This is a genomic window from uncultured Porphyromonas sp. (genome assembly GCF_905372525.1).
In the GTDB taxonomy this organism is placed as follows: domain Bacteria; phylum Bacteroidota; class Bacteroidia; order Bacteroidales; family Porphyromonadaceae; genus Porphyromonas.
The window spans coordinates 26,290-49,674 of the sequence record NZ_CAJPPN010000002.1 but is presented as its reverse complement, the minus strand read 5'-3'; the positions used below and the strand labels follow the sequence as shown (position 1 = coordinate 49,674).

Annotated in this window: 22 protein-coding genes; 1 reads left to right on the top strand and 21 read right to left on the bottom strand. The window is 54.3% G+C overall.

Annotation, left to right across the window (positions count from 1 at the left end):
* Nucleotide 1 precedes the first annotated feature (1 nt).
* The 21 genes from QZ170_RS00760 to QZ170_RS00660 all read right to left on the bottom strand — a co-directional run bounded on the left by QZ170_RS00760 (nt 2) and on the right by QZ170_RS00660 (nt 22,180).
* A complete protein-coding gene (locus QZ170_RS00760; protein ID WP_297175906.1) occupies nt 2–1,027 on the bottom strand; it encodes a CdaR family protein in 1,026 nt (341 codons plus the stop codon).
* 128 nt (nt 1,028–1,155) lie between these two features.
* The gene (gene yajC / locus QZ170_RS00755; protein ID WP_297175905.1) at nt 1,156–1,467 is read right to left on the bottom strand and encodes a preprotein translocase subunit YajC; all 312 of its coding nucleotides are present in this window, start codon (nt 1,465–1,467) and stop codon (nt 1,156–1,158) included.
* A 48-nt stretch (nt 1,468–1,515) separates the two neighbouring features.
* Entirely contained in the window at nt 1,516–2,571 is a 1,056-nt protein-coding gene (gene nusB, locus QZ170_RS00750; protein WP_297175904.1) for a transcription antitermination factor NusB, read from the bottom strand.
* 977 nt (nt 2,572–3,548) lie between these two features.
* A complete protein-coding gene (locus tag QZ170_RS00745; protein WP_297175903.1) occupies nt 3,549–4,490 on the bottom strand; it encodes a hypothetical protein in 942 nt (313 codons plus the stop codon).
* A 21-nt stretch (nt 4,491–4,511) separates the two neighbouring features.
* Nucleotides 4,512–5,450, bottom strand: a complete 939-nt coding sequence (locus QZ170_RS00740) for a hypothetical protein (protein ID WP_297175902.1) — start codon at nt 5,448–5,450, stop codon at nt 4,512–4,514.
* Between the two features lie 261 nt (nt 5,451–5,711).
* Nucleotides 5,712–6,710, bottom strand: a complete 999-nt coding sequence (locus QZ170_RS00735) for a glycoside hydrolase family 130 protein (RefSeq protein WP_297175901.1) — start codon at nt 6,708–6,710, stop codon at nt 5,712–5,714.
* 37 nt (nt 6,711–6,747) lie between these two features.
* Nucleotides 6,748–8,034 (bottom strand): MFS transporter, encoded by a 1,287-nt coding sequence (locus QZ170_RS00730; protein ID WP_297175900.1) that lies wholly within the window; start codon nt 8,032–8,034, stop codon nt 6,748–6,750.
* Nucleotides 8,027–8,920, bottom strand: coding sequence for a bifunctional methylenetetrahydrofolate dehydrogenase/methenyltetrahydrofolate cyclohydrolase FolD (gene folD, locus QZ170_RS00725; RefSeq protein WP_297175899.1), 894 nt, complete (start codon nt 8,918–8,920; stop codon nt 8,027–8,029). The genes QZ170_RS00730 and folD overlap by 8 nt, the downstream gene beginning before the upstream one ends.
* A 331-nt stretch (nt 8,921–9,251) precedes the next feature.
* Nucleotides 9,252–9,884 (bottom strand): nitroreductase family protein, encoded by a 633-nt coding sequence (locus QZ170_RS00720; RefSeq protein ID WP_297175898.1) that lies wholly within the window; start codon nt 9,882–9,884, stop codon nt 9,252–9,254.
* A gap of 92 nt (nt 9,885–9,976) precedes the next feature.
* Nucleotides 9,977–11,617, bottom strand: coding sequence for an ABC-F family ATP-binding cassette domain-containing protein (locus tag QZ170_RS00715; RefSeq protein ID WP_297175897.1), 1,641 nt, complete (start codon nt 11,615–11,617; stop codon nt 9,977–9,979).
* 131 nt (nt 11,618–11,748) lie between these two features.
* On the bottom strand, nt 11,749–13,059 hold the full coding sequence (locus tag QZ170_RS00710) for a UDP-glucose/GDP-mannose dehydrogenase family protein (RefSeq protein ID WP_297175896.1): 1,311 nt from the start codon (nt 13,057–13,059) through the stop codon (nt 11,749–11,751).
* A 9-nt stretch (nt 13,060–13,068) separates the two neighbouring features.
* On the bottom strand, nt 13,069–13,461 hold the full coding sequence (locus QZ170_RS00705) for an HIT family protein (RefSeq protein WP_297175895.1): 393 nt from the start codon (nt 13,459–13,461) through the stop codon (nt 13,069–13,071).
* Between the two features lie 31 nt (nt 13,462–13,492).
* Entirely contained in the window at nt 13,493–13,963 is a 471-nt protein-coding gene (gene greA / locus QZ170_RS00700; protein ID WP_297175894.1) for a transcription elongation factor GreA, read from the bottom strand.
* Nucleotides 13,964–14,241: 278 nt separating this feature from the next.
* Complete coding sequence (locus tag QZ170_RS00695; protein WP_297175893.1) at nt 14,242–14,973, bottom strand: DNA alkylation repair protein; 732 nt, start codon at nt 14,971–14,973, stop codon at nt 14,242–14,244.
* Between the two features lie 60 nt (nt 14,974–15,033).
* Entirely contained in the window at nt 15,034–16,245 is a 1,212-nt protein-coding gene (locus tag QZ170_RS00690; RefSeq protein WP_297175892.1) for an ABC transporter permease, read from the bottom strand.
* Nucleotides 16,246–16,253: 8 nt separating this feature from the next.
* Nucleotides 16,254–16,898, bottom strand: a complete 645-nt coding sequence (locus tag QZ170_RS00685) for an ATP-binding cassette domain-containing protein (RefSeq protein WP_297175891.1) — start codon at nt 16,896–16,898, stop codon at nt 16,254–16,256.
* Complete coding sequence (locus QZ170_RS00680) at nt 16,852–18,108, bottom strand: ABC transporter permease (RefSeq protein ID WP_297175890.1); 1,257 nt, start codon at nt 18,106–18,108, stop codon at nt 16,852–16,854. The genes QZ170_RS00685 and QZ170_RS00680 overlap by 47 nt, the downstream gene beginning before the upstream one ends.
* An 8-nt stretch (nt 18,109–18,116) precedes the next feature.
* A complete protein-coding gene (locus QZ170_RS00675; protein ID WP_297175889.1) occupies nt 18,117–19,277 on the bottom strand; it encodes an ABC transporter permease in 1,161 nt (386 codons plus the stop codon).
* Nucleotides 19,278–19,292: 15 nt separating this feature from the next.
* Complete coding sequence (locus QZ170_RS00670) at nt 19,293–20,315, bottom strand: efflux RND transporter periplasmic adaptor subunit (protein ID WP_297175888.1); 1,023 nt, start codon at nt 20,313–20,315, stop codon at nt 19,293–19,295.
* A gap of 14 nt (nt 20,316–20,329) precedes the next feature.
* Nucleotides 20,330–21,706, bottom strand: coding sequence for a TolC family protein (locus QZ170_RS00665; RefSeq protein WP_297175887.1), 1,377 nt, complete (start codon nt 21,704–21,706; stop codon nt 20,330–20,332).
* A 90-nt stretch (nt 21,707–21,796) separates the two neighbouring features.
* On the bottom strand, nt 21,797–22,180 hold the full coding sequence (locus tag QZ170_RS00660) for an HU family DNA-binding protein (protein ID WP_297175886.1): 384 nt from the start codon (nt 22,178–22,180) through the stop codon (nt 21,797–21,799).
* A gap of 869 nt (nt 22,181–23,049) precedes the next feature.
* Here QZ170_RS00660 and QZ170_RS00655 point away from each other — a divergent pair.
* Nucleotides 23,050–23,379 carry a hypothetical protein gene (locus QZ170_RS00655; RefSeq protein ID WP_297175885.1) on the top strand — a complete coding sequence of 110 codons (330 nt, stop codon included), beginning with the start codon at nt 23,050–23,052 and terminating at the stop codon, nt 23,377–23,379.
* The last annotated feature ends 6 nt before the right edge of the window (nt 23,380–23,385 follow it).

The following is a 23,385-nucleotide window of genomic DNA, read 5'->3' as shown; positions in this document are numbered from 1 at the left end:
CTTAGCTCTTGGGGACTTTGTGCTCCTCGATCACGTACTGTACTCGGTCGGGGGTGAGACGATAGTGCCGTAGCCAGTCGGGCTTCTTTGTTAGCTCTAGGACGAGCTCTCGCGGCGTCTCTCTTTGCTTGGTCTGCTCCTGCAGCGGATAGGATACCGTGACCTCGAAGTCCTCAGCTCGCACCTCGGTATAGCGCGAGCGGGGGAGTGTGATCTGCAGGGAGACGCTGCTGGGCAGGGGTAGGAGACTATAGCCCTCTGGTACTCCCACCACGGATACGGGTAGGGTGAAGGTCTGCTCTGTGAGCTGCTCTACAGGGAGATGGGCTTGTACGCGACTGAGCGAGGCATACACTCCCTCAGGGAGGTCGAGCTTGACCTTGGTCGTCGTCGTCGCCTCTAGGAGCTGCTCCTCGAAGGGGGCTGTACGTATCGTATGGATCGTGTCAAGCACCTTGGCTGGGGCAAAGATCGTCACCTCTGAGGGGGTCAGCTCTACCTCGCCGAGAGAATAGCCCTGAGCGACGAGGGGGAGACGGCCTAGCGTGATGGAGACGACCTTGCGAGCCCTACGATAGGCCACCACATCTACTGAGGTAGGCGTGATGGCTGTGATGCGAGCCGAGGTAGAGAGGCGCTTGCGCACCTCCTGACTGAGGACCGTGCTACTGAGGGTGAAGCCCTCGTTACCATCCTGCTGTCGCTTGAGCTTCAGTCGGATGGGCGTCGTCCCTTGGATTGAGTACTCTAGGATGTTCGCACCTTCATCCTCTAGGCTCACCTCGATGAACTCAGGCGGATGCCCCTGGAGGCCTATCTCTGGGGGAATAGAGTCGTAGACGACTGGGATATGTAGTACGTAGGGGAAGCGCATCTGGAGGCTCTGGATGAACCAAAAGATAGCAGAGAGGAAGACGAAGAAGAGGAAGGTCAAGACCTGTCCTGTCCTCTTTTTCTTTAGGTCTGGGGCTAGGCTATCCGTCTTTTGCCCCTTGCGCCTCTTGATGCTCTTGAGATCCAGTTGCATAGCTTACTGATGATTGGGGGAGAGAGTCAGCGTGCTCTCTGAGTCTAGTAGGAGACAGAGAGGCTATCCCTCAGAGTACATGGCTCCGAGACGACAGCCTCTCTGTAGTATATGTATCGGGGGAAGCTCTACTTCTGTCCTTGATCGTCCGCAGCGGGGAAGACAGAGCCCTTATCTACTCGGACTCGTACTCCATCGGCGATCTCGACGACGAACTCCTTCTCCTTGATATCACGGATGACCCCAAAGAGTCCTCCTGAGGTGACGATGCGGTCGCCTGTCGTCAGAGCTTCTCGCTTCTGCTGTATTTCCTTCTGTCGCTTCTGCTGAGGACGGATCATGAAGAGCCAGAAGATGAGTATCACGGCTGCCATCATGATGATCGATGTCCATCCACTACCGCCCTGAGATGCTTGTGCTTGGAGGAGGATTGTTTCCATTACTTCTAATCGTTATTATTGGTTAGTATGATTGTTATGGTCTCTTCTTTACTGCTTGAGGATCTTCCCTTCCTCTCGGAACTTCCTAGCCATAGCGTCTAGGATCCCGTTGACGAAGGAAGCACTATGAGCCGTGGAGTAGTGCTTGGCCAGCTCCACATACTCATTGATCGTGATGTGCGTCGGGATACCGGGGAAGTGTAGGAACTCAGTGACCCCAAGCCTCAGTAGGAGCGCATCGATGTCAGCTAGTCGCTCGCTACTCCATCCCTCGGTCAAGACGGGCTCGATGAGCTGTAGGTACTCCTCTTGCTTGAGGAGCACCTGCCGTAGCAGATGTCGGGCGAAGGTCTCATCTTCGCTGTCTCGGAACATGGGCAAGAGCTGATCATCGATTGGGAGCTCCTGAGTGGCCTTGCGTATGGACTTCTCGACAAAGTCCTTGACGATCTCCACGGGCCCGTTCTCGAATCGAGAGGCCTGGTACCCCCCCTGCTCCTTGGCGCTGGTGATGACCTGTAGGATCTGCTCTTCCTCGCTGGAGGGACGCTCCTCGCACTCGATCTTCTCTAGCACCTGGAGGTCATCCTCCCAGTAGAGCGAGTGCTGCTCGAGCCACTCGTTGAGGTGCTCATCCTGAGTGAAGAGCTGGTGAAAGACATCTGCCCAGAAGGCCTGATCACGTTCATAGCTCGTCTCCCGATCGCTCAGGTAGGCTTCATAGAGCTCTGAGTCCTCTATGAGGCGGATGAGATGGCGGAGCAATGCCTCATCCTCCTCCCAGCGTAGACCGAACTGATCGTACCACTGCTGGAGCTTCTCCGATGAGGCAAGCTGGCGAGCCAACTGGTTCTCTACGAGACGAAGGTTGGGGGTACGCTCCTGGTGTGTGGCTAGGTGCTTCCTCCGACGGATCTCCAATACCTCCTGGTAGAAGTCTGTCAGCGAAGGGATGAGCTGGAGTAGGTAGAGATAGAGGTCGTAGGTGCGCTCTAGGCTGAGCTGCAGATCTTGCTCTGCCGCCGTTAGCCTTAGCTCTCCCCGATGTAGGTGAGTGTAGGCCGTCTGTAGCACGCGGGTGCGTATAAGTACTCTATTGATCATAATTCAGTAGTCACATATGCTCCAGATAGGCTCAGCGAAGTCTATGCCAGCATACGGAAGATACTGTATATCCACTAGCCAAAGATCGCTGATAAGCTACAGAGCACACAAAGATACAATGATTTGAGAAATAACGCTCACGGGGTACTTACCCTTCCATACCTAGTCCCCCAAGGATCGTCACAAACCCCCTTCCTAATGCACTATATCTCTGCTACTCTGATGCGATACAGGAGTGTATGCGGAGCATACCTCCGTCCTCTCACCGAGAGCATCCCTATATCCATACAGAGTCCTTCTGACCTATACCCTCATATCCATAGACGTATCCTCGGGATACCCATGATGTTGGATCTCTGTCCTGCCTCATCTGGGCATAATACCAGAGGGTGTGGAGGTGGAATAGCTGGAGCTAGTACTTCCCCATAGGCGATAGGATCGTCACATGATCCTTCGTCGTAGGCTCCACTGTCTAGTGTCCTCGATATGTTACTTCGTGCCGAAGGGAGCCACCGTCGTACCTCTGGGGTGACTAGACGTTATCCCCGAGGTTAAGCCAAGGAGAGTGCTCTATAGAGGATATACCTAGAGCGGTGTAGTGTACACGTGGGTACACTGTTGTATACACGCGGGCACACTATAGTGTACACACGTGTACACCTTTCACTCCTAGATAGTAGATGTATGTTAGTTGTGTATATAGCTAGGATACAGATGCTCCTATTCGGGGATGTGTACTCTCGAGCCTGCTGTCCCCATTCTCTAGTGCTCTCGCATCGGTTCTGACTCCGTCGCTGCAGTCAGGGTGCACCCGCCTATAGAGGGGACTCCCTGGGATAGCTTTCACCTCTCGGGACAATACCCAAACGAAGAGCCCCGGGGTACAGAGCCAGGAGAGAATATCCTGAACGCTCTGCCCCCGGGGCTCTGTGGTCTCCTCTCACACTAGAGAGGGGTAGACTCTATGTCTGGTCGTCCTATAGCTTAGCGTAGGTATAGGCAAAGGTCTGCTGTACCATTATCTGATCGACACTCCCTGGTGTAGACCTCGTGACGATGAGCTTCTGAGGATTACCCTTCTCATCAAGCTCTGAGTAGGCATAGGTGTCAGTGGATCCGCTACTGACGCCCCCTGCACTGAAGGTATACCTCGCCCTCGAGATGTCTCCCCGCTGGTTATACTCAGTGTACGTGACTTGTCGGGAGACTTCGTTGTAGCGGTCTGTTGGCTTACCTTCATTGTCAAACTCTGGGAGGTACTGGATGTGGGTAAGTTCTATCGTCCGGCCTTTGTCATCATAGCGATACTCATTCCTCATGCTTGGGGTCTTGGCCCCAGCTGCATAGTCCTCCTCGATCTCCTTACCATCCTGATAGAGGTACTTCTTGCTCTGGGAGAGGGTTGTCCTGCCTTGGAAGATTTGATACCGCTTCATGATAGACTTGCGCCCCCCGACCCAGGTATACTCCTCGTATCCTTTGGGGTCAAGGTTGCCATTCAGATCGATTTCGAAGTCCTCCTTCTTGAGAAGTTGGGAGCCTTGGTAGGAATAGGTGGTCGCCCCCACCCGACGATAGGAGCCTGTACCTCCATCATAGAAGCTTTCTACCTTGGTGAGCTGAGCGCCCTGATAGGTGTAGATGTTGTACTGGCTATTGACGAGCTCTTTCTTGTCTCTGTCGTAGTACTGGTCTTGCTGCTTGATGACTTGCCCTTGGCTATTGTAGGCGAGGATTACCCCACTAGTAGGGACTAATTGATCGTTGTAGCTGACTATACGCTTCGACTGGATGTACTCCGTAGGTGAGGGAGGCGGTGGGGGCGTAGGTGGGGTAGGTGGCTCTTTGCCCCTAGAGCTACAGCCGGAGAGAGCCCCCATGACGAGGAGCCCCAGTAGGGCTAATGAGATTGTCTTCATTGTCTTCGGGGATATGGGGTGTTACTTAGCATAGGTGTACTCGATCGTGACCTCACGGGTCTGGATACGATCCTTGTTGGTATCGAAGGTATCCTTGATCTGGTACTTCGTTGGATTGCCCTTTTTGTCGGGAGCGAGATAGGTGTACTCTGTCGTACGCACATGGGTCTCTGTACCACCAGTCGGCTGATTGGTACATACGACCTTTGCGATGTCACCACGCTCGTTGTAGGTCGTGACATACTTCGTGATCGTTGCATCCTCGTAGCGTAAGATCTTCGTCCCGTCATTGGGGTCTGGGATCGCACTCCTCAGGACATCGAGCATCTCGATGACACGCCCCTGAGCGTCGTAGCGGAAGGCTTTTCGTTCGCTGTAGGAATTGGGGACGAGTAGGGGGTATGTATCTTGGTACTCGTACCCATCCTTGTAGCTATACTTGATGGTATACCGTAGCGAGGTCTTTCCTCCACTGGAGCTATGGAAGGCTTGGGTAGCCTTCTTGCCATCGACCCAGGTATAGACGGAGTAGTTGTAGACCTCTCGTTTCCCTTGGTGTATGCCATAGCTCTCCTCTTTCTGGAGCTGATCTTTCGCATCGTACTCGTAGCTGATCCCACCACTTTCCTTCTTGGTCGCTTCATCGACGTGGGTTATCTTCGTCAGTTTACCGGTGGCGGAGTAAGCATAGTAGGCTCGACTATCGACGACGAATTTGTCTCCAGCCTCCCAGTCGGATCGGTATTCCTCGATGAGCTTCCCGAAGGCATCATAGATACTCGTTGTCTTGAAGCTCTGAGTCTGATCCGTGAAGAGCTCAGTGACGACCTTCTTCTGGAGGTATTCTTTCTGGGGGGTAGGAGTGGGTTCGGGGCCTTCTCCTCTCTTGGAGCGACAGCTCCATAGGGTGGATAGGGTGAGTGTGGCTAGTCCTAGGGTAAGGATTGATAGCTTTTTCATACGTGTTCGTTGTTTAAGGGGGTGAGAACTAAGTAGGGGGGGAGGACACCAACTAGTGGTGTGTTTTAGACGTTTTGTGATGCGTTTGGGACTGCAATATACAAATAATCGTAATAATTAGCCCCTCCCTATCACACTCCTCAGTAGGTATGGACGTAGCATGAGTAGACCCTCCCCGGGTCTCTTCCCATAGAAATAGCGAAGCCCCCACAATCCCCTAAAAAGGGGATTGTGGGGGCTTCGCTTGGGGTGAGCTATCTGCTAGATGATAGAGTTCTGCTTTGTGAACTCTACGATCTCATCTATGTAGCCAAAGGCGAGACCCGTCACGGTGTCTGCACAGCCATAGTAGACGGCGATACGCCCAGTCTCTGCATCATGTAGGGCAGCGCAGGGGAAGGTCACATTGGGGACGTCACCCATGCACTCGTAGGGCTCCCGAGGAGAGATTAGGTAGGGCCCAGAGCGATACTTTACCCTCCAGGGCTCATCGAGGTCAAGGAGAGCAGAGCCGAAGGCATAGACGAAGCCATTGCATGAGGCCAGTACTCCATGATAGATCAGGAGCCATCCCTCACTAGTCTCGATGGGGATAGGCCCAGCACCGATCTTGGTGCACTGCCAGGCGCTGTCCTCGAAGGGGGCTGGGGACATGACGTGGCGATGACGTCCCCAGAACTCTAGGTCGGGAGATTCGCTATAGAAGATATCGCCGAAGGGAGTATGCCCATTGTCGCTTGGGCGAGAGAGCATAGCGAACTTCCCATGGAACTTGCGGGGGAAGAGGACTCCATTGCGATTGAAGGGCAGGAAGGCATTCTCCAGCTGGTGGAATGTCTTGAAGTCAAACGTATAGGCCACACCGATCGTCGGGCCATGGTAGCCGTTGCACCACGTCACATAGTAACGATCTTCGATAAAGACGACACGGGGGTCATAGCCATAGACCCACTCCCCGATCTCCCGATCCTCGCACTCGAAGTGTAAGGGTTCGGGATTGATGTCCCAGTGAATAGCATCCTCACTGAAGCCTACGTGCAGACGCATACGTCGGTTGGTGTCATCACACCTGAAGACGCCAGCGTAGCCCTCGCCGAAGGGGACGACGGCACTATTGAATATGCTATTGGAGGTAGGTAGGAGGTCTCGTGGAATGATGGGATTGGCACTGTAGCGCCACATCACATCCTGGCAGCCACTAGGACGATCTTCCCAGGGCATATCGGGTAGGGCTTGCCCTACGATCTTGAGTTTGCTCATTAGGTTCTTATTGTGATTGATAAACGTTGTCTCTGTGCTAAGCCTCGCCCTCTCCCTCTGTATGGGCAAATGGGAGACGTAGTGCCATGATGATCGCAGGAAGGGTAGCGACCATCACGAGGATGAAGAAGGTCTCATAGCCTAGATGCTTCGCTAGCCAGCCACTAGCCATACCAGGTACGGCTACACTGAGGTTCATGAGGCTATTGGCGAAGGCATAGTGAGCCATCTGATACTTCCCGGGGGCGATCTGCTGCATCATGAAGAGCGTAATCCCTACGAAGCCAAATCCGAAGCTGAAGTACTCAAATATAATACCTGTAGCTAGCCAAGCAATCTGCTGGGGCTGGAATATAGCGAAGAGGAGATAGACCGCAAAGGGAATGTTGAAGATACAAACTAGAGAGAAGAGTACCTTCTTCAGCCCGAAGTGTGAAATGTAATATCCCGATAGGATTGAGCCCAAGATGAATGCTATCGTACCTGCAGTACCATAGATCAGACCATAGGTCTCGTTGGAGAGAGCTATCCCCCCCTTGGCTAAGTCGGCTTTGAGGAATATAGGTGCGATCTTCATCGCAAGCCCCTCTGCCAAGCGATAGAGGAAGATAAAGACGAGATAGAGCCAGATATACTTCTTTCTAAAGAAGGATACTAAGACCTCCATGAGCTCCCGTGTCGCCTCCTGAGCAGACCTCTTCGGCTTGGCTTCCTCCCGTGGGAGTATGAATAGATGATATAGGGCGAGTAGGAGCATAATCCCAGCACAGATACCCATGATCGTCATCCAGGCAGAGACGATACCCTGTTGCTTGGCCAGATAACCTGCCAGATACACTAGACCACCATTGGTGAGGATCTTAGCTAGATTATAGAAGGCTCCTTGCCAGCCTGCATACTGTCCTTGCTGAGCCTTCGTCAGTTCCTGCATATATACTCCATCACCCGCTATGTCGTGCATTGAGCCACTGATAGCGAGTACGCCCATGAGTGCTACTACATAGACGAAGAAGCTCGGGAGGGGTAGGGCAAAGCATATCGCCCCGAACATCAGGGAGGTAATGAGCTCCGTTAGGAAGATATATCTACGCTTTGTGCCGAAGAGCTCCATACAGAGGCTAAAGAGGGGCTTCAGCGACCAAGGTAGGACGAGGAGGGAAGTCCAGAAGGCTACCTTCTCCTCCTCCACTCCTAGGTCGGTGAACATGATCACCGACACTAGGGAGAGGGCTACATAGGGGAGTCCCATCCCGAAGTAGACGGAGGGGACCCAGGCTATGGGATTACGTTTAGATTGGGGAAGTGGGTAGGCGGATCTATCCATGCTGTTGCTTAGCCGCCTTCAGGGTGTTGAGCATGAGAGAGACGATCGTCATCGGACCGACACCTCCGGGGACTGGTGTGATGAATGAGGCTAGAGGAGCTACCTCTGCGAAGGCGACATCCCCCGTCAGGCGGAAGCCACTCTTGCGTGTCGCATCGGGGACGCGCGTCGTCCCGACGTCTATGATCACAGTACCTGGACGTACCATATCGGCACGTAGGAACTCGGGCACGCCGAGAGCAGCGACGATGATGTCAGCCTGTAGGCAGAGCTCCTTGATGTTCGGTGTGCGGCTATGGCATACTGTGACGGTGCAGTCTCCGGGGTTAGCCTTGTGCAGTAGGAGCTGTGCCATGGGCTTACCGACGATATTGCTTCGCCCGAGTACGACACAGTGCTTGCCTCTCGTCTCTATGTCATAGCGGCGTAGGAGCTCGATGATCCCCTGTGGGGTAGCGGAGACGAAGCAGGGGAGGCCTATGCTCATCTTCCCGACGTTGATTGGGTGGAAGCCATCGACGTCCTTGCGGGGATCGACTGCCTCGATGACCTTCTGCTCGTCGATGTGCTTAGGTAGAGGGAGCTGTACGATGAAGCCCGTGACGTCTGGGTCTTCATTTAGGCGCTTGATCTCGGCTAGTAGAGTCTCTTCGGTGACATCGTCCTCAAAGCGGATGAGTGAGGAGCGGAAGCCGACTTCTTGGCAAGTCTTGATCTTGGAGGCAACGTAGGTCTCGCTTCCACCATCATGCCCCACGAGGATGGCGACTAGGTGTGGTGCTTGCTCCCCTCGTGCGACCATGGCTGCGACTTCGGTAGCGATCTCCTCTTTGATCTGGGCTGAGGTTGCCTTACCATCGAGGAGGGTGTAGGTAGAGTTTGCCATACGATTGATGATATGTACTGACGATAGAGTTTGTAAAACTCATCAAAGATAACAAAAACTCCCGTGCCCTGCTCTTCGTATAAAGCTTTGCCACCCATGTGATAGGGAGCTGTCGTCACTAGTGTATATGTACACATCCGCCTGACCACTCTAGTCTGAGGCTCTCATGATACGCTATGAGGTAGAGAGCCCCAGCCCGCTTATCCCTAAACGAACCACAATGGAGAGGGCTCGGTGGAGCTAAGCGGGCTGGGGCTTATTAGGTAGAGGGTTTCCCTCTTAGAGGAGGTGGACCTGATGGTAGTCTCCTCTATGCCAATAGATCTATGGACTAGATGAAGGTGACGAACTCCTCGTAGGGATTACGTACCTTCTTCATTGAGCCGAGCCAGTCACGCTCGGGATCCGCATATCCTAGATAGAGTAGGGAGACGCTACGTAGTCCCTTTTCTCGTAGACCGAGGAGCTCATCTACGAGCTTAGGATCAAAGCCCCCGATGGGCGTACTATCCACCTTGAGCTCAGCGGCCTGTGCGAGTGCTAGCCCGAGTGCGATGAAGGTCTGGTTCGCTGCGTGCTGGAACTGCTCCTCCTTGCTCATCTTGCCAAAGGTCTCCTTGAGCATATCCGTATATCTCTTGAAGCGGCCACGTACGAGTCCACGCTCATCTGTCGTGAGGTCGTAGATAGCATCGATACGCTCTGGGGTGTACTCATCCCAGGCTGCGAAGACGATGACGTGCGAGCACTCTCTCATGCAGTCGGGGTTGAGGGCACCAGCTACCATCTTCTCCTTGAGGGCTTGGTCACCTACGACGATGAGGCGGAACTGCTGTAGCCCAGAGGAGGTAGGGGCTAGGCGTGCGGCCTCTACGATCTTGTGCAGATCTTCGTCACTTACCTTGCGTGTGGGATCGTATGCCTTGGTCGCATGTCGCCAGGTCAGATCATCTAGTAATGCCATATGTCTATATTGTTTATTGGGTTTGCGGATCTATCCTATTGCTCCTACAACACAGGTAGAGGGCAAAAGGTTGCTGGTAGATAGCCTATACGCTAGCTACCTACACGCTCTAGCTCACGTAGATTCTCTAGCTTCTTGCGCTGCATGAAGTCATAGATACCCTCTAGGTGCTCGACGACCTTTCCTCCCCCGAATTCATATACCTTACTGACCAGTCCATCGAGGAAGTCTCTGTCGTGCGATACGAGGATGAGTGTCCCATCGTAGTTGAGGAGAGCTTGCTTGAGGACCTCCTTAGTCTTCATATCTAGGTGGTTCGTGGGCTCGTCGAGGATCAGCAGGTTGTAGGGCTCTAGTAGGAGCTTCAGCAGGGCTAGGCGTGTACGCTCACCACCGCTGAGTACCTTGACCTTTTTAGTCGAAGCCTCGCCTCCGAACATGAATGCCCCCAGTAGATCCTTGATGCGTGTACGGATGTCTCCCTCTGCGACGCTGTCGATGACCTCGAAGACGGTGCGGGTCTCATCCTCTGCTGCTGCACTATTCTGAGCAAAGTAGCCTACACGGACATTGTGCCCGAGCTTCAGCTCGCCCTCGTGCTCGAGCTCTCCCATGATACACCGTACAAGGGTACTCTTACCCTCACCGTTCTTGCCTACGAAGGCTATCTTATCTCCACGTCCGATCATTAGATCTACGTTGGAGAAGATCCTCTTATCTGCGAAGGCCTTGCCCACAGACTGCATCTCTACGGGGTAGTTCCCAGAGCGGGGGGCTGGTGGGAAGCGTAGGCGGATCGATGAGGTATCGATCTCATCTACCTCCACACGCTCGAGCTTCTCGAGCATACGTACACGGCTCTGTACCTGATTGGTCTTTGAGTAAGTACCCTTGAAGCGCTCTATGAACTCCTCTGTCTCGGCGATGAACTTCTGCTGCTCTTCATAAGCACGTAGCTGCTGGTCTCTCCGCTCCGCTCGCAGACGCTGATACTCGGTATAGTTTACCTTGTAGTCGTAGATTCGCCCACCTGTGATCTCGATGGTACGTGTCGTGATGCGGTCTACGAAGGCTCTATCGTGGCTAATGACTACTACAGTCTGGTTGCTCTCGACGAGGAAGTCCTCCAGCCACTGGATCGACTCTATGTCTAGGTGGTTGGTCGGCTCGTCCAGCAGGAGAACGTCTGGGCGCTGGAGTAGGAGCTTAGCTAGCTCGATGCGCATACGCCATCCACCCGAGAACTCTGAGGTCTGTCGTGTGAAGTCCTCGCGTCGGAAGCCTAAGCCCAGCAGGGTCAGCTCTACGGCCTTGTCGTAGTTGATCTCTTCGATAGCGTAGTACTTCTCTCCTAGAGTGGTGACCTCCTCGATGATCGCCATGTACTCGGGGCTGTCGTAGTCTGTACGGGTAGTCAGCTCTTGGTTCAGCGCTTCCATCCGAGCCGCCATCTCATGGATGTGGCTAAAGGCCTGCTCAGCTTCCTCGAAGACGGTGCGACCATCCTCGGTCATCAGGTGCTGTGGGAGGTAGGCTACCGAGACTCCTTCGGGTACGGAGACCTTGCCCCGTGTAGCCTCACGGCTACCACTAAGGATCTTGAGTAGGGTACTCTTGCCAGCACCATTCTTGCCCATGAGGGCTATACGATCCTTCGGGTTAATGACAAAGGAGATATTAGAGAAGAGGGGAGCCCCCCCAATCTCTACGGTAAGGGAATCGACAGAAATCATCGTTGTTCAATCTTTGCTTGGATATAATCCTCCCTCACAGCCTCGCTTACACCCTACTAGGTGGTGGAACTGAGGTGCATCAAGGCTGCCGGTAGCCGATAGACCCTCTCGTATGATAGTAGAGAGGGGAGCTACTGCCCGATCTGTAGGAGGGTAAAGCCTGCTTCTCGTGGCCCGGCGTCGAAGACGTTGCGTCCATCGATCAGTAGTGGAGTCCGTACCGAGCGGCGAAGGACTTCCCACGCAGGCATTCGGAATGCCTTCCACTCCGTCACGTGGAAGATCGCATCAGCGTCTAGTGCTGAGCTATATAGGTCTGCGGCATAGTGTACCCGGTCTCCTAGCTGACGGCGAGCCTCCTCCATAGCGACAGGGTCGTAGACGGATACCTCACAGCCGGCCTCCAGGAGTGCCTCTATGAGTACGAGCGAGGGCGCCTGACGCATATCATCAGTCTCGGGCTTGAAGGCTAGCCCCCAGACGGCGACCTTGCGTCCTCTGATGTCGCCTCCGAAGTAGTGGGCGAACTTATCGAAGAGTATGTGCTTCTGCTGTTCATTCACTGCCTCCACAGCCTCCAGGATCTGCATCCGCTCACCATGCTCATGTGCCGTGCGGATGAAGGCCTGGACATCCTTGGGGAAGCAGGAGCCCCCATAGCCACACCCTGCATAGAGGAACTTGCTACCGATACGGGCGTCACTGCCCATCCCCCGGCGTACCATCGATACATTGGCTCCTACGGCCTCGCATAGCCTAGCCACCTCGTTCATGAAGCTGATGCGCGTGGCCAGCATGGCATTGGCTGCATACTTAGTCATCTCGGCAGAGGGGATGTCCATGAAGAGCACTCGGAAGTTGTTCAGCAGTATGGGCTTATAGAGCCGAGTCATCAGCTCCTTAGCTCGCTCACTCTGTACCCCGACGACGACCCGATCGGGCTTCATGAAGTCATCGATAGCATTACCCTCCTTGAGGAACTCTGGGTTGGAGGCTACATCGAAGGGTATCGAGACACCTCGCTTAGCTTGCTCCTCCTCGATCACTCGCTGGATCTGCCTCCAGGTGCCTACGGGTACGGTGCTCTTGGTCACTACGAGACAGTAGCTGGTCATAGCTGCCCCGATGGAGCGAGCGACAGCTAGTACGTGCCTGAGGTCGGCAGAGCCATCCTCGTCGGGTGGTGTACCGACAGCACTGAATATGATCTCTACGTGGGGAAGGACCTCTGCGATCGAGGTGCCGAAGTGTAGGCGTCCCGCCTCCATACCTCGGCGTACGAGGGTGTCTAACCCAGGCTCATAGATCGGGATAATGCCCTCTCGTAGCCCCTGGATCTTCGCCTCATCTACATCCACACAGTATACCTCTGCTCCGAGGTCTGCGAAGCAGGCCGCACTGACTAGACCGACGTAGCCGATCCCGACGATAGCGATACGCATACGGCTCCTTTACTTAGCGTGCTGACGTAGCTCTGCTGCGATACGCTCCATCTCGGCTTGAGGGAGCTGGAGTTTGTGCTTGAGGTCTATGTCACCCTCGCTATTGATAGGGATGAGGTGTATGTGGGCATGGTTCACCTCTAGCCCTAGGACTAGTACGGCGACCTTACGGCATGCCGTGACCTCCTGGATCTGCTGTGCGACCTTCTTGGCGAAGGTCATCATACGTCCGAGGAGCTCATCCTCTAGGTCAAAGATGTAGTCTACCTCCTGTCGGGGGACGACGAGGGTGTGTGCAGGCTGTACAGGGTTGATGTCGAGGAAGGCGTAGAATTCGCTGTCTTCGGCGACTTTGTACGAGGGGATCTCGCCCTCGATGATACGAGTGAAGAGGGTTGCCATATCGAATAAGCCTCCTAGGGCAAAGGGGGGGTTAAATAGAAATATCTAGGATCTCGAAGGTCAGTAGCCCGCCTGGGGTCTGTACCTCAGCGATGTCACCGACCTTCTTCCCTACGAGTCCCTTAGCGATAGGGGTATTGACAGAGATCTTCTTCTCCTTGAGGTTAGCCTCGGAGTCGGAGACGAGCGTGTAGGTGAGCTCAGCCGAGGTCTTGACATTGCGTATGGTGACCTTGGAGAGGATCTGGACGGTATCTGTGGAGAGGCGAGACTCGTCGATGATACGGGTGTTGGCTAGAGTAGCCTTGAGCTGGGCGATCTTACCCTCGAGCAGACCTTGAGCCTCCTTAGCTGCGTCATACTCGGCATTCTCCGAGAGGTCGCCCTTGTCACGTGCCTCAGCGATCTGACGGGAGATCTCGGGGCGATGTACCGCTTCGAGTTCGTTGATCTCAGCTACGAGCTTGTCGTAGCCTGCCTGGGTCATATAGTTGTATGCCATAATTGATGTAGGGGGAGCTGGATGCTCCTATTCTAGTTTGTTGATTTATTCGCTGTTTAGTTACAATAGCGAACCCTACTCCAGCATGCACTGTCGTAGGGTTCGCCTGCAAAGGTACAACAAATAATTGTCACAGAGCCACCCACTGAGGGTACACCTAGTCCTACTCCACTAGACTCCGGGGGAGAAGGCCACTGGGATATGTAGGGGGCGATGCTCTCCCTATCTGGGAGGAACTCTTAGGCTTGATCCCCAAGGGTAAGGGATAGGTGTTCCTTCTATATCCTGAGGCTCTTTAGCTCCACCTTGGTACTTGGATCGATTCGGTAAGACTCGCAGATCTTCTGTATCGCCTTATTATGTACCCAGGGGTGGAAGTGGAGCTGTCTCAGGTAGGGAAGCGTTTGGTCAGGGAAGCGGATATAGCACTCTGCGACCGCCCAAGCCAGTGCCATCTGTACATAGTAGTCCTCGTGCTGTACCCTAGCATAGTGGTCAAGGAGCGGGAGTAGATGATCCTTATCGATGAAGTACTGCATGGTAGCAACGACCCCAAAGCGCACTTCATACTCGCCCTTGGCATCGAAGTAGGGAAGTAGGAATGACCAAAGGCGATCCGAATGCTGGGCAACTAAGCTCTTCCCACCAGAGAACGAAAAGCAGTCGCAGACAGACCAAGAGTTGATCCGAGGTATCCAGCGAGCTACGTATCCTAGGTACTCCTCCAGGTCTCTGTGGGGGATGGCTCCTAGGACAAGTCCATGTAGGGTACGTGCCTCCATGAAGTCTTCCTTGAGTGAGGAGGCTCCACGCTCAGCCTCGGCCAGATATTCCTGCCAATTAGGGTCTTTAGCGATCATCTTGGCTAGCTTCCTGAGGTCGGGAAGGCGCAAGCCCAGCACGCCTGGGATATTGGGATGAAGACGCTCTGTGAAGGGCTTGTTCCCACGCTCTGCTAGGGCAAGGAGCCATTCGATAATGCTTCGCCCCTCGATGTGGTAGGTGTTCATACGAAGTAGGGTATTAGGTCAGCGATGAAAGGGGGAAAGCTCGCCCTATACATTCCTAATTTACTTCTTCTCGGTGCGAGGGGCGAAGATGGGAAGGGAGTGGATCTTGCGACGTATGGCTAGCCCGTTGAGTAGGGTCGTCACGATGAGTAGGGTGAGCGCCGTGAGATAGGTATAGGTCGTAGTACCACCGAGTTCACTAGAGAGTAGACGTCCTGCTACACCTAGATAGTAGGCACGTAGCTGCATGACCCCGATGAGGGCGAGGGCGAGTACCAACACATTGAGTATGAGGGTGAGGGCTAGGTAGGGGCGTATCAGTTGGCCACGGCTGTATCCGAGTAGGAGGAGGCCTTCGAGCTGCCTCGTATTCTTCTGCAGTAGGAGGTAGATCGAGAGCATCAGCAGATAGATAGATAGAGCCGAGATGATGAGCCCAATAGCTAGGACGACCCCAGCGATGAGGCGCAGTAGGTACATGGACTCCCCAGAGGCGAGTCGCTCTCCTTCGCTCTCGTAGCCGTTCTCCTTGAGGTAGATCGGGATATTGGCATCTGATACCGAGGTGACCTCCACGATGAGACGTGTAGGCTTAGCCTCCTCTCCACCTGCTAGGCGGGCATTCATCTCCTCGATGAAGGATTGGGGGACGAGGAGGGTATTTAGTCGATTGGTGAAGGCTACGATACGTCCCTTGAAGTGCACGGTCTCTGTCCGCCCTATGGCTTCGATACTTAGGGGGATCTTGCTCATGGTTGCCTCGGAGAGTAGGGGAAGGCCTTGGCTCTGAGCAAAGGCTGAGTTGTAGAGCCCTAGGTAGTTGCGAGGGATGATGATAGGTACCTCGGTGTCGCCACTACGGTACCTCCAGTCCTCACTCCGTACGTCTAGGAAGGCATCGGGTACAGCCTCAAAGAACATATAGGTATAGACCCCACTGCCTATGCCGAGACCCGCCGAGACCTGGAACTTCGAGGGGGTGAAGGCTCCTACCTTCTTGACGAATCCTTGACTCTCTAGCTCCTTGATCTCCCTAGGCGAAAAGGTGTTATCCCCGGCACCAAAGAGGCTCGCAGCCCCGACCTTCTTCGATAGGATGATGTAGTCTCCCTGTAGGAGCTTATCCTTGGCTCCTAGTGAGGAGAGGGCATCTTGGTAGAACTGTATCCCGAGGAGGATGATCGCTATCCCTACGAGGTTAGCTAGCGAGAAACCCACTAGCTGCAGCGGGCTGATATGCCGACGTAGTAGGCGAAGTACAAGCCTATTCATAGCAGTCTCTATAGGTGTATGATGGAGGTATAGGAGAGAGGGAGGTGCTTGCCCACAGAAGTGGTGATAATCCCAGCCTCCTGACGCTTGGCTTCCTCCCCGAAGAGCGAGGCTAGACACGTAGCGTTCGCCTCGTCCAGATGACTGATGGGCTCATCGAGGAGTAGGAAGTCAAAGGGCTGGCAGAGCGAGCGAATGGCTGCTACACGCTGCTGTTGCCCCAGGGAGAGGATGCGTGCAGGGGTATCTAGCTTGTCAGCTATCCCTAGGAGGTCGAAGTAGTGACGGAGCTCCTTCTCCTCCTTGTGCTTCGTCAGGTCGTTCTTTAGCTTGACATTCTCCCAGGCTGTGAGCTCCTCGAAGAGGCGCATATCCTGAAAGAGGAAGCTAAGAGAAGAGCGGCGTATCTCTCCCCAAGCCTCGGCGTCCAGCCCTCGTATATCCCGATCATCGAAGCTAATCGTACCGCTATAGTCTCCACGCCACCCGTAGATATAGCTACAGAGGGAGGACTTACCTGCTCCTGAAGTGGCCTCGATGAGGTAGTATTCTCCCCGACGGAAGGTCTGCTGGGAGAGCCAGACCTCGCTCCTGAGGTCAGTGAGGTCACGGAAGACGTGGGGGAGAGTCTGGCTGAGTGTGATCTGTTGCATGTGCTGTCTGTGATAGAGAGGTGCTGCTACTCCGTAGTAGACGGGCATAGGTGAAGGAGGCGATGAGGAAGTAGCCCAGAGCCTGTGCCCACAGCGTGAGGTATTGGGGTAAGACATCTCTGAGGCTCGCCCCCATACTGCTTATAGAGACGAAGGCTTGTACCCCAGGCGTAGAGGGGATGAGCAAGCCCAGCGCCCTGAGCGGTGCCGGTATAGCAGAGAGAGGCCAAGATAAGCCCGTGAGGAAGAGGAAGGGGATGGAGGTGAAGACCCAGATGATCATCGCCTTCTCTCGGTGCTTCACCACGAGGCTCCAGAAGAAGGAGAAGAAGATACAGGCCAAGAGGAGAGGCAATAGTAGTAGGGCAAATGTCCCCGCATCCGTGAGCTGGGGCAAGCCGAAGATCCGCGGTGCGATGACCAGCGTGAAGAGTGAGCTCACCGCATAGATCAGTAGGTAGCACAGAGCACGCCCTACCAGTAGGCGCATCGTACTCGTATAGCGTCCCCCCCTACCGATACATAGCCCACGGCTGAGACCACCCCGCTCACGCTCCGTCCCCATCACCATAGAGATCCCGATAAGGAGTGTCTGCTGGATGATCAGTATGAGTACGCCAGGTAGGAGGAAGCCTTGGAAGCCACCCTGAGGATTGAAGGGGGTGATCCATTCGCTCTCGATGGGGCGCACCTGGATGCGGGTAGCTTCGTGAGAGGCTCCATGGCTACGACTAGCCTCTAGCTCACGTCCCATCGTCAGTGCCACTTCGGTAGCGGTAAGAGCGAAGGCCTTGTAGTAGAGGGCCGAGGCAAAGGTCGTGTGGAGATTGACCTCGGCCTGTCGCCCTAAGTGTGCCTTTTGGCTAAAGTCCTCGGGGAAGATAAGTATCCCGTAGGCCTTCTCCTCGTTGATGAGTTGGTAAGCCTCGGCTTCGCTTGCCACCTGTGCTATGACTGCTACGTCAGGTGAGGCATCGACCCTACGGACAAACTCCCTGCTTAGAGCCGAATGGCTGTAGTCAAGTACCACGAGAGGAGCTTCGCGGGCTACCTCGTTGCCATACAGGGCTGCATAGAGGAAGGGATAGATGAAGGGTACAACAAAGAAGAAGAGGATCGAGGCACTATCGGCAAAGACCCTACGTAGCTCCCTCGCACATATCGCCACTATATCCTGTAGATGCCCCTTGATAAATCCAATGATACTCATATGCCGAATTAAGCGATGTAGTCTATGCTGGTGAGGTAACGCTTCAGTCGGGGAAGCGTCACAAGCGGAAGTAGGGGGAAGGCTAGTAGACCTATATAATAGGGTACGCTCTCCGCTAGTGGAGCCCCGATAAGGGCTTGGTTGATCCCGATCTGATAGTAGTAGCGTAGGGGGAAGATAAATGCTAGGGCTTGTACGGGGGCAATCATAGAGGAGACGGGTACGCTCATCCCCGAGATCGAGAAGGAGAGCATCCCAAGGAGACTCCCTAGGCTTAGCCCCATCCTAAGGATAGGGATCAGGGCAATGAAGAAGATCCCTAAGGCCTGAGAGGCCAGCACAAGCAGGAGCATCGCCAGTGCCATCGCACCCCAACCTGACTGTAGGGGGAAGCCCATCCAGCCATACAGAATGCCTTGTATCCCCAGCCCGACAGCGAGGAACATCAAGGTATGGACACAGAGCTTCCCGAGTAGAGCGAGCGTTATGGAGCCCCCTGAGAGACGAAGCCACTCCTTAGCCGTCTGACGCTTGATCTCTACCCCGATAGCATAGCTAGTCATGAGGAAGATCATGAGCTGGAGCACGCCGGGTAGTATCGTCGTCGTCAGATAGGCGGCATAGTTCAGCTGGGGATTGCTCATCACCTCAGACCGTACGACGATGGGCTGAATGCTCCCCATGATCTCCTCCTGAGTCTTGCCCCGTGCCTGTCCTGTCTGTAGACCGACCTTGGCAGAGGCTAGCTCGGAGAGCATCTTCATGTCTCGGAAGACAAAGCTCCCTGCCATTAGATAGCTACTATTGGTATAGTAGTGGAGCTTGGGTTGGCGAGCTGATCCAGCCTCTGCTTGTAGCCCTCGGGGGATGTGGTAGATCCCATAGACCCTACCTTGGCGCATCGCTCTGAGGGCTTCGTTCATATTGGAGCACTTCAGTACGACCTCTGATGACTGGAAGGCATCGAGGCTTCGCACCAGAGCTCGTGAGGTCGCCGACTGGTCCTCATCCACTACAGCCACGGGCATATCTGTAGGTAGCCCACTCCCCATCAGATACAGTAGGAGCAGGGTTACCAATAGAGGTGCCCCGATGATCCCGAAGAGATAGATCGGGCGGGTGAGGAGGTAGTCTAGCTCCCTCCGTGCTACACGTAGGATGGTGTACATGGGTGAGGTGATCTACTAGAGTTGCCCCTTGTCTAGGACGATCGTCATGCCAGCTAGGAGTCCCTCTACGGGGCTGGTGGGGCGGGTTGTGACCTCAAAGGTACGAAGATCATGCTCTCCACGTGGCTTCGTGGCTTTCCAGGTGGCATAGCTCCCCATATCCTTCATCTTCGTGACCACCACTTCTATAGCCTTACCTCCGAGGGCGGGGATCGTGCCACGTAGCTTGCTCCCCTTCTTGATCGAGGCTAGCTTGTCCTCTCTGACGGAGAAGAGCACGCGCACGACCGAGGTGTCCGAGATGGTCATGATCGGGGCTCCCGTACCGACGAGTTCGCCCCGGTGGGGATAGATCTCGGAGACCTCCCCATCGATGGGGGAGAGGAGAGCTCCCTCCTTGAGGTAGGCATCTACCTCAGAGACGGCACCAGAGGCACGGGCGACGAGGGCAGCTGCGGCGAGCTTGTCCTCCCGCTGTGCACCGTTCACCGCTAGGTCGTATTGGCTACGAGCGGCACGCTCTGTAGCCTGCATAGCTCGTAGCTGTGCCGAGGCCTCGTCGTACTTCTGTGCCGGGAGGACGCCCTCCTTGTGTAGACGTTCCACCCGGGCGAAGCTCTTCTCGGCTACCTCAAGGCCGGCCTTGGCCTTCTGCCAGAGCTCGTAGGCTCCCTCCTTCTGCTCCTTTCTAGCTCCTGCGAGAGCCTTTTGGTTCTGAGCCTCGGCAGCAGCCTTAGCGGCCTCTGCTTGCTCGAGCTTGGCGAGCACCTCAGGCGAATATATACGTACGAGGGTGTCACCACGGTGTACTCTCTGTCCCTCCTCGACGAGGAACTCGGATATGCGCCCCGGTACCTTGCCCGAGATCCGCACTTCGTCCACCTCGGCCTGACCTGTGATGATGTCTTCACCCTTACCGAAGAAGATGAAGCCCGATGCCGCTAATAGTACCATAGCTAGGACGACTAGTCCTACGCCGAGGATAATGCTCTTCTTAGCTCCTATTTCCTTCGTCTCTTTGTTCTGCTTGTTGTCCATTCTTACCTACTGGTTTATAGTGCAAGTATCTTCTTGAGCTTACTCTCGGTGAGTAGCACCCGTATCTGTGCGTCGATGAGGCTGTCCTGTGCACTCATCCAGGCTGTCTGAGCCATCGTATAGTTGAGTAGCGGTATCACACCTTCGTCATAGCCAGCCTTGGCGTAGCGCATGTTCTCCTCTGCCATCTTGACGGCACTTAGGGCTGTGGCGTAGGCTCTACGGGCATCGTCTGCTGTGCGTAGTGCCTGCTTGATCTGGAGGTTGATCTTGCTACGAGCCTCGGCGAGCTCTAGCTGCTTGACTCGGTGCTCTGCCTTAGCCTGTCGGCGCTTGAAGGTACCAGAGAACAAGTCTGATATAGGTACCTCCAGCATGAGACCGAGGTAATACTGCCCCGCGAACTCCTTCTTTTGTCCTTGGAAGCTATTGGGGTTCGTCGTCGAATAGCTCGCTACTCCGTAGAGCTTGGGGAAGAGGGAGGCTGACTCCATGTTTACCCGCTTGCTGTAGATACTATCTACTAGGCGAAGGCTACGGATCTCGGAGCGGCGCTCGATAGCAGCCTCGGTGTCTTCGTCTCGGGCAATAGGAGCAGTCTGTGTGGAGAGGAGAAGCTCCTGCAGGTGCCCCTCCTCCGCTAGAGTGAAGGGCTCATCTTCGCTAAGGCCACAGAGGTCAGCTAGGAGCATGCGGGAGAGCTCTAGGCCATTGACCACTTGGCTACGCTTGACTTCGGCTTCGCTGAGCTTAGTGCGTACCGAGAGGCCATCGGCTTTAGTCGCTACGCCTGCATCGATAGAGGCATCCACGTCCTTGACGGTCTGCTCGAGTAGGCGTACCAATTGATCCAGTAGTCGCTCTTTACTGCGAAGGGAGATGACTTGCCAATAGGTCTCATCGAGCTTGGTCTCGACCTCTGTCTCGGCCGTCTGACGTAGCTCTCCTTGGAGTCGCTCTGCTAGGCTCGCCATCTTATACCCAGAGATGATCTTTCCCCCGAGGAAGAGAGGCTGGATAGCTGTTACGTTCCCCACCCACAGGTTGCGCAGGTCTACTGTGCCGAGGTGGCGTAGTCGCTCGGGGATAAGGAAGTTTAGATGTCCCAGGGGCTTGTCCCAGTCGATGAGGTGTAGCTCCTTCTGCATGTGTAGGTACACCCCTCGGGCAGCTACCTGAGGGAAGAAGTTGGTCATTACCTGCTGTTTCTTAGCATGAGCGGCCTTGATCTCCTCGTCTTTCTGCTGGAGGGTACGGCTGTGCTCCTTGGCGAGGCTTCGGCAGGAGTCTAGGGTCAAGACCCTCTGTGCCCGGGCTTGTCCAGCGAAGGAAAGGGTAACCACGATACCCAGCATAGCCCATCTCGAGGGAGAGGCTAATCGAATCTGCATACTATGTCTTACGTTTCTTTGTCTAAAGTGATGGTGCTCTGATCTATCAGAGCAATGACTATATCGGGGAGTGAGGACAGTGCTATTCAGTTATCGCTTGATGCGGTAGTGGATCTTCCCCAGAGCCGTCTGGATATTCTTCTTAGGGTGAAGGATTACTTTAGGGGGCTGAAGGGTATCCGTTGTCACTTCCTCTGGGCTATCCATGAGCCGTCCTTGGGTGAAGGGCATGAGGGTACCCATCTCCCCAAGATCCACTCCTATCCCCTCCTGGAAGCTGGCACAGACGATCTCGGCGAAGGCTACCAGAGCTGCCCGTACGTCCGGGGCAGAGAGTGAACAGCTCTCGCTGATGCGTCGCTCTACTTCCTTTAGCTCCAGCTTAGGACGCTTCGTGGGATAAGCATAGTAGAGGGTACTACCCGCTCTACGTCCCTGTCTACTTACCTTGCTCTTGATCTCAAAGGTCATCATAGGTCTATTCGTTTATTTTGTCTCGGAGGACTCCACTACGGGAGCACCATATAATTGCTAGGAAGAAGTCTCTGATCACCTATGTAAGGTGATTCTGATTCCCTAGGTAAGAAGTCTGCCATCACCTATCATAGGTGATAGACGTCACCTTACATAGGTGATTACGGATGCAAAAGTAATAAGAATATCGACTACGAGCCAAATCCGCAACGATGATCCACCGAGGGAACCAAAATAGCTACCTTTGCTTTACCATATAATCAGACTCGTGATGGTATGAAGACAAGAAGGTATTATCCGATAGTGACGAGGCTCAAGGAACTGCTATTGAGCCTCCTATTCGCTGGATATTGGCTATGGATTGGCTTGCTGGGCACTCAATACTACTTTGTGCTCGCCTATGTGCTGGCTTTATTCTTACTTACTGTGTTCCTTCGCAGGGTCTCCCGATTCCCGATCTACTACGAATGGGATTATCAGGAGCTAAGGGTGCGTATGCTCCAATGCACTGTGCGACTGGATCTGAATGTCTACCACATGTCTCTATTGGAGGGGGAGGGCAGACGCATAGCCTCATCTCAGAGGCGAACCAAGAAGGACAAGAAGAGGGTATACATCGTAGATTCTGGCCTACCAGTACTCTGCCTATCACGTCGCCTCCCTAGTGGAGGGCATGAATATATCTTCGTGAGTGTCGGTAGAGATAGGGGAGCCCCTTGGCGTAACTCTAAGCTCATGCAAACCTTGAGTGCTACCCGAGCCTGGAGCGAGGGCGCCGGTAGCTCATAGAGATAGGGCTTTTTATTACCTTTGTGCGTGCTCTCGGGCTATGTCACCTGAGGTGTACCTATAATCACTACATATATAATATGGCAGAGGAAGATCTGATAGGGTATGACGATGCAGCATCTGTAGCGTTCATACGTAACTATATACCTCAGGAACTCAAGGAGCTCCTGAGCGATGATGATATCGTGTACTTCGTAGATCTCATCTATGACTACTACGAGAGCCGTGGCTACATGGACGCTGATGAGTCCGAGTCGGATGAGGTGATCGAGGTAGATGAGGATGAGCTCGTCGAGTATGTCGTCAAGAATGCAAAGAAGGATGGAGTAGGGCGCTTCGAGCCCGAGCAGATACGCTTCATCGTGCAGGGCGAACTCGAGTATTGCGATAGTATCGAACTCTTTGACTAGCGGAGG